This is a genomic window from Limnobaculum parvum, assembly GCF_003096015.2.
Taxonomy (GTDB): Bacteria; Pseudomonadota; Gammaproteobacteria; order Enterobacterales; family Enterobacteriaceae; genus Limnobaculum; species Limnobaculum parvum.
Map to the genome: position 1 here is coordinate 2,481,360 of NZ_CP029185.2, position 14,533 is coordinate 2,495,892.

The following is a 14,533-nucleotide window of genomic DNA, read 5'->3' on the forward strand; positions in this document are numbered from 1 at the left end:
CTCCTTAGTTTTGTTGAGATATCTGATGCCCGGCTTGTGGCTGACATGCCGAAGCGTCTGGCACCAAACTGATTTCCACCCGGCGGTTAGCCGCTCTTCCTTCTGCTGTCTCATTGTCAGCAATGGGTTGAGTTGCCCCGTACCCCTGAATGGCGAAACAGGTCTTCTCGATATCACTGGTGTGTATCATCCAGTCGCGGACCGATTCCGCTCTGGCCAGTGACAGCGTCTGATTACTTTCTGGATTTCCTGTGACATCGGTATGGCCCGCAATCAGAATCAGCCACCCCGGCTTGGCTTTAATGTTAATTAAAGCGTCTACAAGAATTTTGGTTGAACCACTTTTCAGTTGGGCCTTCCCGGCGTCAAACAGCGACATGCTGTCGAGGCGGACCAGCTTCGGTACGTCCTCTACCGGAGGCGGCGGAGGCGGTGGCTGGTAATTTTTAATCGCCACATCCAACGGCAGGATTAATCGCCCGGCGGTGTACAATCCCACCCCCAACCGTTCGGGTTCGCCTTCCCGGTAATACTTATCTAACAGTTGGCGGTCTGTTTTCAGCACATTCAGGCGGGTTAACTTTTCGTCATAGCTGTCCATAGCTACCTGCCGGTAGGCATTCAGATCGCCTGCGACATGTTGCAGCAATTGGCGGTTGTGATAAGCCGATGAGCATAATGCCATCGCCGCAAATATCGCCGTCAGTATGACCGCATGACACAGCGCCCTTTTCTTGGCCGGTAACGGACAGTACACCGGCATGTCTTCCACCAAGCGCTCTGGCAAGGCGATCGACTGATTCGTTTCAGCCGCCGCCGGAAGCGATAACGTAGTGGCATCGTGTAAATAGCGCTGCCAGACGTTTTCACTTTCACCCGCCAAACGGATGTTCAGGCACGCTACCGCCCCCGGTATCCACTGGGGAACCGGCTGTTGTGTATCATTGAGTACTGAAATGACCTGCTCATCCAGCCACTGTTGTAAGATTTTCAACATCACCGCCAGATGTTGGCGCCGATGTTGATGCGGTTGCTCTGCCTGCTGACACCACAGGTTTAGCGGCGTGTGGCAGTCATCCAGAATACGTATTCCCGAACTCTGTTGATTCCACCAGAACCACGGCGCTGATTCTGAGGGCTCTTCACCCAGTCGGGCATTAACCGCCAAGTACCCCGGCAGCTTGTAACCGCTGGTTTTACTGGCATCCGCCCATGACTGGCGAAAGGTTTGCAGATATCCTGCCAGCGACGGGCCGTTGATATATCGTTCAGGCGTCAGCGTGAACAGAACGCCTATCCTTCCTGCCATCTCGGGCCAGCGTCCGCTCAGGGCGTCTGCCGTCAGAGAGAGCGTCGACATATCCGGTACTGCAATCCAGATACACTTACCGCTTATCGCTACTTGCTGATTGTCTTGTTCCGCAAAGTAACGGGGGGTCGCATCGCCGGTGACGAATATCACCGGTAACCGGCGTCTCAGTCGCGCCGGCAATGCTTCCAGTTGTCCGTCTAGCGCATCCAGATAAGGTGATACCTGTTTAACCTGTTTGGTATACCGTAAGGTGCGCCACCCTTTATATCCGCTGACCAACAGCGTCAGCACACAACCTATAACTACCCAGCCGGTCGGCAAAGGTAGGAAGAACAGCAGCAGAGCCAGACAGAGACAGGTGGCATACAACAGCTGCACTCGCCAAGGGTAATCACCCACATTCACATCCTTAATTTCAATCCCACGTCGATTTTGCAATGCCGTCTCGTTGTGCAGGACGCCTTACCCCATCGATAAGGGGCAACCCGGGTATGACGCTAAACTATCCACTCCGCTTAAAGTCAACACCGCCGGGACTTTCCCTATTGCTGTGTAAGTTTCTCTCTCCTGTAAAACGCCTGATTAATTGCATAGATTTTCATACCGGTTGCCGTCACAGCGCCGGATTGAAACGTTGTTATGCATCCTGTAATAGCTGAACCAGCGTGCTGTCCAGATGCTGGCGTAACAGCATGTACAGTAAAATCACCGCCATCACTGAAATACCGGTCCAGAACAGCAGCGAAGAACGACGCCAAAAGCCGCCTTTCCCCTGCACTGCGTTAATTGTTGGCGCGTTGTTACCCGTTGAAGACTTCGGCAACAGATCGCGTACCGCCATCACCAGTTGTTCTCTTTCCGTTTGTGGCTGTGCCAGATAACGGCCCTGAAAGCCCAACCCCAAAATGCGGTCGTAGCAAGCCAGCACGAGCTGAGCCCCTTCCGGATGGCCAATACGCTGGCGAATGCGTTCAAACAGCTCATCACCGGCTCGATACGTTTTAAAGAAGGTGACCTGTAGCGGCGTGCCCTGCCAAACGTTGTAACCTTCATCGCTATTGCGTAACAGGACGGTTTCATCCAGTAAGGCACAGGCGGCGTAGCTGATGTCGTTAACCACGTCCGTGCTGCATTGCATGTCGGTTAAGCGTTTACGCAGTTGCTCGATCTGCTCTACGCAGCGTTTGTACAGCGCTTCCCCCTGTTCAACCACTGACCCCGCGCGCAAATGCACGACGGTCAGGGCGGTATCACGCAACAGTTCATCAATGGAAATAGTTTTCAGGTTTTGGCTCATGATTTAAGTACCGCAAACAGTTCCAGCGAAACGTCCGGCAACGAGCGCGGAACGTAAAACTCGCAGCAACGTGCCGCCAGCATGCTTTGCGCGGCCGAATGGGTTAAGTCCAGCGCAAAGTACTGGTTATCCAGCCGCAGCGGGATGGCTGCCGGTACATGACTTAATGCTTTTAGCGGAACGCCGGACAGCGCCGAGTTGATGATTTGATTCACATCGTCCGGAGAGCCCACTTTGCACAGCACCGGCATCAGTTCCAGCAGTTGATGCGCCGGTAACGATGAGCGCACCGACAGATAGAAATCGGTCTCTTCCGTCAGGCGGCTGTCTTGTAGGCGACCAGACCAGCGGGTTCCGTTGCTGTGAACCAGATCGATGGCAATCACCCTTGACGGTAAGCTGGCTTCCAGCAGTTGACCAATCAGTTTAAACAGCGGCGGGAATACCCTATCCAATTGGTTATGCTGATAAGACGGGATGGCCTCAACGTCATGCTCCAGCGAAAACGTCAGCAACGCGCCCGCCAGAGAGACCAGTTGCTGATACAGTCGCTCAGGATGGGTAACCGGGTACTGGTGCAGAAACTTCAGCAGCGGCTCATGGCTGTTCAGGGCATTGAGCAGCCAGAACAGTGACACATCCGCCACGGCAAACTCCGCCATTTGCTGATTGCGCTCACGACGCATTCCCATCAGGCGCTGGCGCTTTGACTGCACCTGCGTGCATAACATGTCCAGCTGTTGGGTCAGCACGCCATTACTGGCGGTGAGGCTCAGTAGCGGTGGTAAAAATGCCGGTTCAATGGCAAACAGGCCGTTAGCATCGCGCTTTAGTCGAATCAATGGACAGGTGAGATAATCTCCCTGTTCTTCAAAATCAAACAGCAGCGTCAGTGCATAACGCTCAACGGCAATGGATTCATTCCCCTGACCGAATATGTCCTGCGTTTCGACCCATTCCTGCCGGTAGCGTAATGGTCGCTCCGAGTAGTGACCGTCCTGATGGCAGTTTCCACCATTAGCATGTAACAGCGGCAACCCCAACAGCACCGTCACATCATGACGATCGGCTGGAATGCTGTGTTTCAGATCGCGAGCCGGAGGCAGCGCATCAGAGACGTCGGTATCTATCCAACTGCCATCGGGAAAACGCACGCTTAAACTTTCGGCATTGAGTCTATTCAAGGCTAAAGCTTGGGTGTCAAACGTGACGCGCTGGACGCCCCAAGGATTAGCCAGGCCGAGCCTGGCAATCTGATCGTTACTAAACGCTTCCCATCGACTTTGCTGCTGGAATTGTTCCGGCGACAAAAACGCACCTTCGCTCCATAACGGGCGGTGGATCTTCATTATTTAAAACTCCAGATAAAATTAAGCTTTAGCCTTTGGCATTTGAGAAACCATCGATAAATTGATGTCCATGCCTTCAATCTGGAAGTGAGGAATAAGGAAGGTTTTCACGCGGAAGAAGCCCGGGTTATCCTCAATATCTTCTACGGTCACTTTAGCCTGACGCAGCGGGTGTGATGCTTGAACTTCATCACTCGGATCGGTCATTTCTGTCACCAGATTATTGATCCAAGCGTTCAGTTCTAGCTCCAGTACGCGGCGGTCTTTGGTGGCACCGATGTTTTCACGCTGAATCACTTTCAGGTAATGGGCAATGCGCGACAGCAGGAAAATGTACGGTAAACGGGCATTGATCCGGCTATTGGCGGTGGCTTCTTTGGTGTCATACAGCGCCGGCTTCTGGGTAGAGTTAGCGGAGAAGAAACACGCGTAGTCGCGGTTTTTATAGAATGACAGGGGAATAAAGCCCAAGTTAGCAAATTCAAACTCACGGGTTTCCGGGATCAGTACTTCCGTTGGGATCTTCACCTGATTGCCGGTGCCGAGGTCATACAGATGGATCGGCAGATCGTCAACCAAACCACCCGCTTGCGGGCCACGTACTTGGACACACCAACCGTTACGCACGAAGCTTTTTACCATATTGGCGGCAAACGCAAATGAGGCGTTGGTCCACAGATATCTGTCGTGATCCGGCCCTTTTACCTCTTCGGTATAGTTGAAGTTACGCACCGGTACCGTATCTGGACCATAAGGCAGACGCGCTAGCACACGCGGCAGAGTTAAACCCACATAGCGGGAATCGTCGGTATCGCGGAAGCTTTTCCACTTGGTGTATTCAGCACGGTCAAAATAGTTGGCGATGTCTTTAATGGCAGCCACTTCTTCCATGTTGTTCTTGCCAAAGAATGCCGGGCCGACGGAGGCGATAAACGGCATGTGGGCCGCCGCCGCGACTTTAGAGATATTACGCAGTAATGCAATATCTTGCGGGCCACGGTCAAACTCAAAGTTAGAGATGGTTACGCCAATCGGCTCGCCGCCCGGGGTGTCATATTCCTGAATGTAGGTATGGCGGTAGAAACCGGTTTGGATGGTTTCTGGCGCATCTTCGAAATCTTGCTGTAGCGCTTCTTTAGACGCATCCAGCACTTCGATTCTGACGTTGCGGCGGAAATCGGTGCGGTCAACCAGAAACTTCAAACCACGCCATGCAGACTCGATAGACTGGAACTCTGGGTGATGCATGACGGCATCTAACTGCTCGCTCAGCTGTTTGTCGATTTGACTGATATGGAAATCCAGCAGGCTCTTGTCCAGCTTATCCACTTTTTGCGCCGATTTCTGAACCATGTTCAGAAAGACGTTAACCGCCATGGTGACACGTTCGTCCGCCGAGGCTTCTGCCAACGCATCGTTGTCCTGAAACTTGACGATATCGTCAAATTGCGCCACTGGGGTGAGATTAATTTTATCGAACAGAGACTGATAGACGCTGCCGGCGTCTTTTACGACGGTGCTGGCTGTTTTAGAACTGGAACCTTGTGTAGAGGTAGACATAAACAATCCTTATAAAATACGTATCAGAGAGTCATGATTACTGAGAATCAGAGCCGCCGGGTAAAGAACCAATTGCTGCTAATTCGGCGCGCAGTTCGTCCGATAATTGCTCATCTTTTAAAATACGTTCCAGTTCCTGACGGAAAGTGGCGTTATCTAACAGGTTGGATTTCAGGTCGCGTAATAGATTACGCATGGCGAGTAGTGAACGTAATGCAGGAATTTGTTTGGCTACCTGCTCCGGTTCGAAATCTTTCATATCTTTAAAACTTAACGATACGTTGGTTTCTGAATCATCACCGGCTAGGGTATTTTTGATGGTGAGTTTAGCTGTAGGGTTTAAATCCGCTAATACGGCATTGAAGTTATTTTTATTGATGGAGATCTTTTCTCTTTCAGCAATGGGGCGATTTTCCTGACCGTGGCTATAATCGCCCATCACTAATAGTTTCAGTGGTAATTCAACTTTTTTCTGTGCGCCGCCGGTATGAAGATCGAGTTTAATATTTACGCGCGCTGCGGGAACTTCGTTTTGAAAGCTGTCAGCCATAGTCTTAGTCCTGATCCTTATTAGTAAAGTACACCACAACTACGTTCCCTATTTCCTTATGCATCAACTGCCTGAAATATCCGAGCGCTCGGATGAGGTTCTGCCTCATGGTCGATAACCGTGGTTCCATCTATTGGTTATTGATAAAAGTTATATTCAGTTTTACGAATAATGTTATATCTGCGAAGGTTTGAGTTTTGCTAATTAGTATAAAAAAAGATCAATCTATTAAACTTTATATTGGGGATGGTTGTATCAAAATTGGCTAAGAATAAATACCTGTCAAGGTTGACAGTTGACAAGTCACAATATTAATGATTTTTAAATTATTTTTATTTAATTCAATCAATTAACTAAAATCACACTTTTGGAATAGTCATGATTATTTTTCATTGCTATTAATAAATAATCTCAGAATTGATCATTATCAGATTTTAGCTTCTCTCGAGTTCCCCCTTTTAAAAAATAAGAAAAAGATTGGTGAGTAATTATTAATGAGTAAGCTTGGCTTTTTATGTTCTAAAGGGAACCTATAACGTTTACTGGAAACTCTCTAAAAGAGAATCGTCTGTTTTTACGGGACGTATGCCATATCAGTGACGCTGGCACAATGGGCTGAAGACCATGGTGTGAAGCTAGAATTTATCAAGCCGGGCAAGCCGACGCAGAATGCGTATATCGAACGGTTTAATCGGACGTATCGGACAGAAATACTGGATTTTTACCTGTTCAAAACGCTGAATGAAGTACGGGAGATCACAGATCGCTGGCTGAATGAATACAACAGTGAGCGACCTCATGAATCCCTGAATAACCTGACACCGGAAGAATACCGGCTGATGGCTGAAAACCCAGAAATCTCAAAAAATATGTGGTACTAAAATGGGTGTGCTTACATGACCACTTCCCCCCCCTAAAATACTAATCTTCAGGATGAATTGCCTGACAGTAAATATCAGTATGACACCTCATACACTGCTTTGCTCCTGTATGTGTTTCACCACACAAATGGCAATGCAAAAATGGGCAATACATGGTTGCCGAGATGACGGATTGAATGGTTTCAGTGCTCGCCCCGTAATATAGGCCTGATTTTATGGCTAACCTCACTGTTTTAGATATTTTGTTATGAATTGTTGTTTCATTATCTATAAACCTTTTACATATAGTGGAAATATGTCAGGCTAGTCCAGTCTCGCGAAGTAAGCTGAATTCTAGTCGGTTCACCACAATAATATAGGGATTGATGGGGAACCCGATGAATTCGCATTAGGCTACTCGCCCTTTTTAATTCGCTAATAAATTTCTCTGACGGAAATTAAATGGGATTATAAATAAATTATGTCGACTACAAATATTGATAGGTTCAATGAGATTGTTGGGGTAATTCTAGGATTACTATATGAATCTTTCCCTCTCAAAACTGATTTGATGGCAGTTGATGTCGTTGGTAAGGAAACAGAAACTAATTACTTCAGCGAACATGATTCAGAGGTAATTCTGACTGTCTCAGATGATGATGCTATTTTTTATTTAGATACAATTGATTGGCTTAAGGAAAGTGGATATTTGACGGGACAGCGTAGTTCTGATGGCATACATAATGTGGTGTTAACAGCAAAGGGACTTGAAGTTCTCAATGCCACACCAGAAAGTTTAGGCCTTCCTTTAGGCGTGAAGATAGTTAACTCGGTTAAATCTGAAGGAAAAGAAGCATTACGTTCTTTAGTCAGTCAGGCTTTGGGGATTGGTTTACAGTATGTAACCCGTGGTATTCTCTGATAGCTTTATTTATATCAGGCTATTCATGTTGTTTAACTAAGAGATGGGATGCCCGCTGAATGGAAAAGTATTACACGGTTGATTCTTCGAATGGCTTAGTTCCGTTTTGTAAAGTGTTACTAGGTAGCTATACACCAGACCAACCAGAACAAGCCATATTCCTCAATCAAATACATCCAGACGGCCTTTCAAAACATGGTTATAACTATCTCTATAATCCAGGTCTTTCCATGGAGGAATCCTCTGGCGAAAGCAGCTCGCTTATGATTAGTTTAATATTCGAATTGGTTCGTCGCAGCTATTTCCCAGAAAAACCATCTCGTTATCAATCATTGTTTGCTTGCCAGCAACTCAGTGAGGTTAAGCAATTCCGGAAATTATTAGCGGATGAAAGAAACGATGATGGGATAAGATCAGCATCAATATACGAGGTTATTACCGGAGAGACTGTTCATTTTGGCGATATGAACTTGCTGAATAGTGAGTGCCCGATTCTGGAACTTTATCGTCGAGCACATCTTTACTGGTCTGGAATTCCTCTAAATGATGGTGAAGAGCCTTTCTGGGAGGTACTCATTCCGCTTCCTGTATTGATTGGTCAGCGGATACCTGAATAGCTGAACACCCGTAAAATTATAGCTACATTGCCAATCATCATAGTTTACCTTTCCCCTCAGCGAAATGGTTTCTCTCTTTTTCTACTCAATGAATGCTTCTTTTAAACCTACGCTCAACGTATAAATTTTGATTTTTCTACTTTGCAGTAATAACCAGATCTACGTTGAGACAGTATTATCTCAATCATCATGCTGTCTCACACCATTTATGTAACTGAATAGATTGATCGTCATTAACGATCAATCTACCAATTTTCGATCGGTTATAACGATCTGACTTCTTAAAAATCCTTTGGTAATGTTTTCTTGTTTCAGAAGTGGCCTAAATAATGTTCTGTTTGAAAAACATTAGGGAGGCATACTTATAGATTTACAGGAAGAACTGGCCTGCTTTACCTATATCAGTGAGACCCACTATCAGGTGGTATTAGTTGATGGGCAACCAGACAGTCTGGAAATGGTTATTAAGCAGTAAGGTTCATAAAGGATTTATATTTGCCTCTACATTAACTTAATAGGATAAAGCACATGGATATCTTAAAATATACGTCAGACGATCTTGGTGATGATGAATTAGCTTACTTAATAAAGCACCGTAAATCGTTTCAAGTCGTTGGTGTAAGAAATATTACCAGTGTGGTTAATAAACTTGAATCTACAATAGAAAGCTTAGGCTACCGTTGCCGTGTTTATTCGGAATATCGTGCAGCTCTTATGGCTGGCGCCCTCATTCCAGTCCCTGTAGCTCTGTTCGCTGGATGGGGAGCCGCGATTGGCGCTGCTGTTCATAATTTATCTACATTCAATCCAGACTTTGAAATCGCGAAGAACAAGTTACAAGGGACTGTTACGGTTAAATATAAAAAATAGTGCAGCAATTGATGCTTCATGTTGCATACAGTGTTCAATTAAATAAGTATTAAGGCCTGATATAAACTCAGGCTTAATACTTCGGCATTAACTAGGTAGCCTATTCCTACTTATCAATCTCACAGCCATATGAAGTTTTGCTCCTTTATTCAAAGATATAAATGCTATAAATCCACCAAAAAACACGAAATAGACACCTGCAATTATTTTCTTCCACAGAGCAATCTCATTAAAATGAGCCATAAAAGAAAGATCTCTAAACAAAAAATAGAGCATTGGGCTAACAAAAATTACACATCCAACAAAATAAAGCACCGTTAAGAAAAATAGTATTCCCCATCGAAAAATTCGATATTTATGCCAAGGCTTAGCCCATGAAAATTTATGACCACTCGTATTTACATTTAAATAGGCCGAACATTTTCTATAAACATCAATATCCCTGATAGGGTCATCTGAGTTTAGCAAAACTTTACGCTGCTCTGTGCTTAAATGGTGATCCCCAATCAGGGCTGCACATCCATAATCATGAGCGATTTTTTTGAATTGAACTTCCCCTGATCGCTGATATAGCTCATATGAAAATCTGCTAAGTTGCGAGCGTCGAGTGAATAACCGGTCAGAGATGAAAACCCAGCCATTCCATAGTGTCATAGCAGGGACAATCAAAGGAAAAACTGAAATAATTAAACCCGATATAGTAGTGAGATTAACATCCATAACTCCTGTTCTCCGTTCCATATTTGCATTTTTACAAAATATCAGAATTACAAAAAACTCACTTTTTGTATATTAAATTAGCAAGCTGCGTAATCCATAATTATCATCAGTAACAATCTAAGTTGAACTGACTCACGCTTAAATTCTGTACTGAAACATCTTCTTTTTATTGCGATACCAGTGTTGTTCTAAGGTAAATATATCACCTCTGTTTCGGTAGTCGTTCGGTGTATAACGACATCAGGATATAGGATAGTGATGGTAAAAAAGTTATTAAACGCTTGATTGCTGAGCTTCTAGCTGATAAATCCTTTTGGGATCGTTGGTAAATGCGTTCTTTGGGCTTGTATACAAGCCCAATATATAAGTTATAGACTGAGTTCAACTCTGACTACATCCAAAATTACGCTCACCATCACCACTGATTTTACTTTTCACCTTAGCCAGGTAACTCACCCGAACTATCAACTCTGCATATACATCATCAAAATCGGATGCATTGACATTCAGGTAATAACAGGGATTCTCTGGAAAGTAAGTTAAAGACCGATACCGGTCATCGGTAACGCCTAATGCACTCATCCAGGCCTGAGTGATTAAGGCCGCCAAATTCCCATCCGATAAACGATATTCCCCAGAAAGGCGTAGGTATCCTTATTTAGCAGGAGAAGCACATGATAGTGCTTCTTATCTCCTGGCTGATTAAATTCCCTTACCCAAACATAACGAAGCGTACTGACGCATACTTTCTAACACCAGAATATTATTACTGTTTTCGCGGTCTACCGCGCCCACTGTGGGGCCCAATCCAACTGACCTGATAACAATAGACTCCTTGCTTTTGGTCTTCTTTAGCTAAGTAACTGATAGCGTATAATAACGCCTCAGAAGATTCTCTGTTGGTATAATTCAATCGCCCCTGGCCTTGCCGTGAATATCCAGCCGTGTTGCGACTACAGTCGTATACAACCCCTTGGTTCCGTGTAATGTCTTGCCAGTGATGGGTTATACCCTGCGCTGTTGGGAAGTAGTTTTGGTGTCGATGTCCGTTCAGATAAAAGACTGCATGAAAATGTATCCCGTGTTGAGAGGTGTATTCCATTACCCAGGCATAGCCAATAACGTCATTGAATTCCATCGCCATCTCTGCGAGACGCCACATATCACACAGGGAATAATCATTAGTACGCTGCAAAAAGAGCGGACTGTCCTTGAGATAGGAAAAATCCATACGAAAAGCCAGCAACTTTGAATAACGTGCTTGTAATGCATTAGCATGATTGTGAAGTTGGGCTAACAGGAAAGGGTTCATCTGATAATTAGGGTTAACGATTGACATTTAGACTCCATGAATGAATTAGGTTTCATTTCATGGGGCAACACTGTAATTTTTTACGTACTACTGGTGTTGAATAGGCTTAATGGTCAACCTGATTATTAACTAACCTATTGATATCTTAAAAATAATACTACCTTTAATTAATGCCCCTTAAGTTAATCAGCTTGAAACTCACTGAGTACCCGAACAACCCGTTAAGTAGCCTTATTAGCGCCTAAGATGACGTTAAAGAGTACCGCTAACTCGAACTTCAGCTAAATAGTAAACTACCGTTACAAGCAGCTTTAGGCCTGTTTTAGACTGGTCATAGCAAAGCGTATTTTTCATCTAATACTCATTGATTTATTAACAAGCAAATTAGCCTATGGGATTGCAGAGTTTACGTCTTTATCAAGTGAAAGCATTAAAGACAACGCCCTACGTTCTTCCTAAGAAAAACCAATGACAATGACCGATAGTTATAAATTACTGATGGTGACTACCTGCTACGCGCTCAGCACAGGGATACTTAACGTACACCCTGATAGGGTTGACTAGATACAAGCCTCCTGTAATCAGAGTGATTAGTGTGTATTCTTTTCGTGATAACAAAAACTCACTACCGTTACTGATACGAATAATACCACTCCAGTCATACCTCAGTATCGCTCTTCTATTGTTCTCTGGTGTAAGAGCTTAATCGTAATAAGCTCAAGCTATATTAACGAACATGACCGATTGGCTAACATGTGCATTAGAAATAGTTTACTTCTATAGGGATATATATTAATAAAAATACTCTATTGATTAATAATCAACATAACAACTAGGTTTAATGAGTACTTACCATATTGCATTTAATGGTGTTGATATAGTATTTAACACAGTGATACTTGCTCCCAATATCTGCTAATAGAATAGTAATGATTATGCTATATAACTCATGGTATTTATACTAATAACATTAATTAACCCAAATTCAATTTATAGACACCAAATTGAAATGGTAATGAGTATAAAAACAAAACATTTTAACGATAAATAAGGGGGCAATAAGCCCCCTGAGATAAATAGCCACATCAGTTTAATATTAAGCACGTTATCCCCATAAAAATAACAGCAATACTATTCTGATAATCAGAAGTGGTTTAAAGTAGTGATGAGGTTTATTTAAGGCAATAACTGAATGCTGAATAAATTAGCTCAATAGTATCAGATGTGATTAATATATTTTTAGGGGGTCAGAATTCAATTGGTATTGACATCTATTCAGTAATAACTTCACCTCTTGACTCTTTAATACGTTGTTGTAACCAAGCTTCTACTTCACTTTTTAACCAGCGAGAAGAACGACCCAGTTTAATTTGTTTAGGGAACTGGCCTAGTTGTATTAGTTTATAAAACCATTTATCTGTTAGACCTGTGAATCGCGTAATAAAAGCCATATCAACTAATTGGTCATCCATTAATTCAATTGGTAAGTTATTCATGTGATGTGTCTCCATTAAGTTCGTTTAAGAGGGAGAACACGACATGTATTGATATTAGTGATATCTCTTTAAATCATCACTGTTCAATACTAGCGTCAGTGTTCCTCATCACATAACTCAACTGTGTAAGAAATTACTTGAGGTTAGTTGACTATAATAATCAATATCCAACTAATTAATCTTGAATAGAAAAATAGCTTTACCCATAGTTAAACCTATTGTTCATACGATTCTATAAAACCCTTATAGAATCATTCAAAAATGACCAGTAATGATGAAAGATAATCACAAGAAACAGACCATTTTTAGTTAACGATTTTCATCATGTATTTTCATTGAAAAAATTCTGTTTACTTCTCATGATTTTTTGATATTTTCATGTCAAATTGAAACAAAAAAAGAACAGCAATTGCCTTGAAACCATAGAGAAAATAAAGTAAATTCAAACTATTCTAGAATTAAATAACTACGGAAATATTTATGATAATTTATACAGAAGTAACTTCGTAAAATCACGCATCATAAGCTACACAAGATATTACGTAAAAATCTACGTAGTGAAATGGAAGAATTTATTTTTTAAGGTGAAAATAATGACAGCGAAAATAGAAAAGGATATTAAAGAAAAGATTATTATTCGTGATAGTGATATAAGAAGACTAAATTTTTATGTAACACACATGAAAGATAAAAATAAATTATTTGATTTTTATAGTTTAACCAACACCTGCGAGTCTATTAATAGAAACTTGTCCATAGTTTATGAAGAAATTATAAAAAGAAAGGAGTTTGTTGATGAGATGCGGGCTGCGTGTAATAAAGTTATATTGCCTAAAAAAGAATTTAACTGGATAAAGATTAATGATAGAAACTGTTTTTGGGCATGGCTAATGATTAAAGATATTAGAAGCGAACTCCTACCTTTTCATACAAATGAATTATATTCTAGTAGTCCCATTCTCTATGATAAACTGCCCATAAATCAGATACCAACAAATACAAAAGAACGTTATAAAGCTATAATTGATTTTTTTGACATATTACGTATAGATATACAAATAGTCAGAAATTATTTTTATAACCTAAAAATTAGACTTCGGCAGATCTATCAATTCTCTACAAGTTTTAATTGGTTGAAGAAAGAAGATAAGGAGCAATGTAAGTGGGCATGGGAATACATAAAAAGAAGTGGAATAATTATTAACAATGAAAAGATACTAATACCTTTCAGTAAAAAAGAAATGTATTTTACCATTATTGCTGCTTTTGATTCATGGCCTGTATTGGATGTGGAAAAAGAGCTTTTTCTAATAAAAATGAGGAAGGCCTGGAGCCAGAAAAAATATAGAGATGATGTTTCTGATAAGAAATTACTTAATACCTATATCTCGAAGGAAGCTAAAAAAAAGTTAGATATAATGACAAAAATTAACAAGAAAAAAATCAATGAAATAATCGAATTAATGATTGATAATGAATATGACAAGTATCAATAACAAATGAAAAATAAAATTACGGGTGTGTTATTAAAAAAACTGTATTTAACACACCCTTAAACCTACTTATCATCAAAAAACACACATTTAAATATTTTTTCATTTCCAATGAAAGACAACACAACTCTAATTATTTTTAGACATAAATTATAACCCTGATATAACTGACTTA

The 14,533-nt window shown here is 42.4% G+C and carries 14 protein-coding genes and 2 pseudogenes; 5 read left to right on the forward strand and 11 right to left on the reverse strand.

The features are described 5' to 3' along the window. Nucleotides 1-4: 4 nt before the first annotated feature. The 5 genes from HYN51_RS10465 to tssB form a co-directional block, all read right to left on the reverse strand. Complete coding sequence (locus HYN51_RS10465) at nt 5-1,750, reverse strand: OmpA family protein (RefSeq protein ID WP_157953027.1); 1,746 nt, start codon at nt 1,748-1,750, stop codon at nt 5-7. Nucleotides 1,751-1,949: 199 nt separating this feature from the next. Continuing rightward, nucleotides 1,950-2,609: a type VI secretion system protein TssL, short form gene (gene tssL, locus HYN51_RS10470; protein WP_108899973.1), complete on the reverse strand. Its 660-nt coding sequence runs from the start codon at nt 2,607-2,609 to the stop codon at nt 1,950-1,952. Further along, nucleotides 2,606-3,958 (reverse strand): type VI secretion system baseplate subunit TssK, encoded by a 1,353-nt coding sequence (gene tssK, locus HYN51_RS10475; RefSeq protein WP_108899974.1) that lies wholly within the window; start codon nt 3,956-3,958, stop codon nt 2,606-2,608. Before tssK ends, tssL begins: the two co-directional genes overlap by 4 nt. 21 nt (nt 3,959-3,979) lie before the next feature. Continuing rightward, on the reverse strand, nt 3,980-5,518 hold the full coding sequence (gene tssC / locus HYN51_RS10480; protein ID WP_108899314.1) for a type VI secretion system contractile sheath large subunit: 1,539 nt from the start codon (nt 5,516-5,518) through the stop codon (nt 3,980-3,982). Nucleotides 5,519-5,555: 37 nt separating this feature from the next. After that, entirely contained in the window at nt 5,556-6,068 is a 513-nt protein-coding gene (tssB, locus tag HYN51_RS10485) for a type VI secretion system contractile sheath small subunit (RefSeq protein ID WP_108899313.1), read from the reverse strand. A gap of 578 nt (nt 6,069-6,646) precedes the next feature. On the opposite strand from tssB, the pseudogene HYN51_RS10490 reads away from it, so the two are divergent. Beyond that, a pseudogene (locus HYN51_RS10490) lies at nt 6,647-6,949 on the forward strand (integrase core domain-containing protein); the annotation flags it as partial. Between the two features lie 40 nt (nt 6,950-6,989). Here HYN51_RS10490 and HYN51_RS16865 read toward each other — a convergent pair. Further along, complete coding sequence (locus tag HYN51_RS16865) at nt 6,990-7,103, reverse strand: putative zinc ribbon protein (RefSeq protein ID WP_456237234.1); 114 nt, start codon at nt 7,101-7,103, stop codon at nt 6,990-6,992. A 306-nt stretch (nt 7,104-7,409) separates the two neighbouring features. Between HYN51_RS16865 and HYN51_RS10495 the strand changes: the two genes are divergently transcribed. From HYN51_RS10495 to HYN51_RS10505, 3 genes are all read left to right on the forward strand, one after another. Next, entirely contained in the window at nt 7,410-7,850 is a 441-nt protein-coding gene (locus HYN51_RS10495; protein WP_108899975.1) for a hypothetical protein, read from the forward strand. Between the two features lie 59 nt (nt 7,851-7,909). After that, nucleotides 7,910-8,467 (forward strand): DUF2441 domain-containing protein, encoded by a 558-nt coding sequence (locus tag HYN51_RS10500; protein WP_108899976.1) that lies wholly within the window; start codon nt 7,910-7,912, stop codon nt 8,465-8,467. Between the two features lie 528 nt (nt 8,468-8,995). Next, complete coding sequence (locus HYN51_RS10505) at nt 8,996-9,337, forward strand: hypothetical protein (protein WP_108899977.1); 342 nt, start codon at nt 8,996-8,998, stop codon at nt 9,335-9,337. An 87-nt stretch (nt 9,338-9,424) separates the two neighbouring features. On the opposite strand, the gene HYN51_RS10510 is transcribed toward HYN51_RS10505, so the two are convergent. The 5 genes and pseudogenes from HYN51_RS10510 to HYN51_RS10530 all read right to left on the reverse strand — a co-directional run bounded on the left by HYN51_RS10510 (nt 9,425) and on the right by HYN51_RS10530 (nt 12,865). Continuing rightward, nucleotides 9,425-10,057, reverse strand: coding sequence for a hypothetical protein (locus HYN51_RS10510; protein WP_108899978.1), 633 nt, complete (start codon nt 10,055-10,057; stop codon nt 9,425-9,427). 381 nt (nt 10,058-10,438) lie between these two features. Further along, nucleotides 10,439-10,639: a YagK/YfjJ domain-containing protein gene (locus tag HYN51_RS16815; RefSeq protein WP_407936348.1), complete on the reverse strand. Its 201-nt coding sequence runs from the start codon at nt 10,637-10,639 to the stop codon at nt 10,439-10,441. Between the two features lie 14 nt (nt 10,640-10,653). Beyond that, a pseudogene (locus tag HYN51_RS16820) lies at nt 10,654-10,743 on the reverse strand (hypothetical protein); the annotation flags it as partial. 80 nt (nt 10,744-10,823) lie between these two features. After that, a complete protein-coding gene (locus HYN51_RS10525; protein ID WP_108899980.1) occupies nt 10,824-11,396 on the reverse strand; it encodes a YagK/YfjJ domain-containing protein in 573 nt (190 codons plus the stop codon). 1,244 nt (nt 11,397-12,640) lie between these two features. After that, on the reverse strand, nt 12,641-12,865 hold the full coding sequence (locus tag HYN51_RS10530; RefSeq protein WP_108899981.1) for a helix-turn-helix transcriptional regulator: 225 nt from the start codon (nt 12,863-12,865) through the stop codon (nt 12,641-12,643). 593 nt (nt 12,866-13,458) lie between these two features. Here HYN51_RS10530 and HYN51_RS10535 point away from each other — a divergent pair. Beyond that, nucleotides 13,459-14,361: a hypothetical protein gene (locus HYN51_RS10535; protein WP_108899982.1), complete on the forward strand. Its 903-nt coding sequence runs from the start codon at nt 13,459-13,461 to the stop codon at nt 14,359-14,361. The last annotated feature ends 172 nt before the right edge of the window (nt 14,362-14,533 follow it).

Coding starts and splice junctions, on each gene's coding strand:
- tssL (WP_108899973.1), bottom strand. CDS start 2,609: ATGAGCCAAAACCTGAAAACTATTTCCATTGATGAACTGTTGCGTGAT.
- tssK (WP_108899974.1), bottom strand. CDS start 3,958: ATGAAGATCCACCGCCCGTTATGGAGCGAAGGTGCGTTTTTGTCGCCG.
- tssC (WP_108899314.1), bottom strand. CDS start 5,518: ATGTCTACCTCTACACAAGGTTCCAGTTCTAAAACAGCCAGCACCGTC.
- tssB (WP_108899313.1), bottom strand. CDS start 6,068: ATGGCTGACAGCTTTCAAAACGAAGTTCCCGCAGCGCGCGTAAATATT.
- HYN51_RS16865 (WP_456237234.1), bottom strand. CDS start 7,103: ATGTATTGCCCATTTTTGCATTGCCATTTGTGTGGTGAAACACATACA.
- HYN51_RS10495 (WP_108899975.1), top strand. CDS start 7,410: ATGTCGACTACAAATATTGATAGGTTCAATGAGATTGTTGGGGTAATT.
- HYN51_RS10500 (WP_108899976.1), top strand. CDS start 7,910: ATGGAAAAGTATTACACGGTTGATTCTTCGAATGGCTTAGTTCCGTTT.
- HYN51_RS10505 (WP_108899977.1), top strand. CDS start 8,996: ATGGATATCTTAAAATATACGTCAGACGATCTTGGTGATGATGAATTA.
- HYN51_RS10510 (WP_108899978.1), bottom strand. CDS start 10,057: ATGGATGTTAATCTCACTACTATATCGGGTTTAATTATTTCAGTTTTT.
- HYN51_RS16815 (WP_407936348.1), bottom strand. CDS start 10,639: ATGAGTGCATTAGGCGTTACCGATGACCGGTATCGGTCTTTAACTTAC.
- HYN51_RS10525 (WP_108899980.1), bottom strand. CDS start 11,396: ATGTCAATCGTTAACCCTAATTATCAGATGAACCCTTTCCTGTTAGCC.
- HYN51_RS10530 (WP_108899981.1), bottom strand. CDS start 12,865: ATGAATAACTTACCAATTGAATTAATGGATGACCAATTAGTTGATATG.
- HYN51_RS10535 (WP_108899982.1), top strand. CDS start 13,459: ATGACAGCGAAAATAGAAAAGGATATTAAAGAAAAGATTATTATTCGT.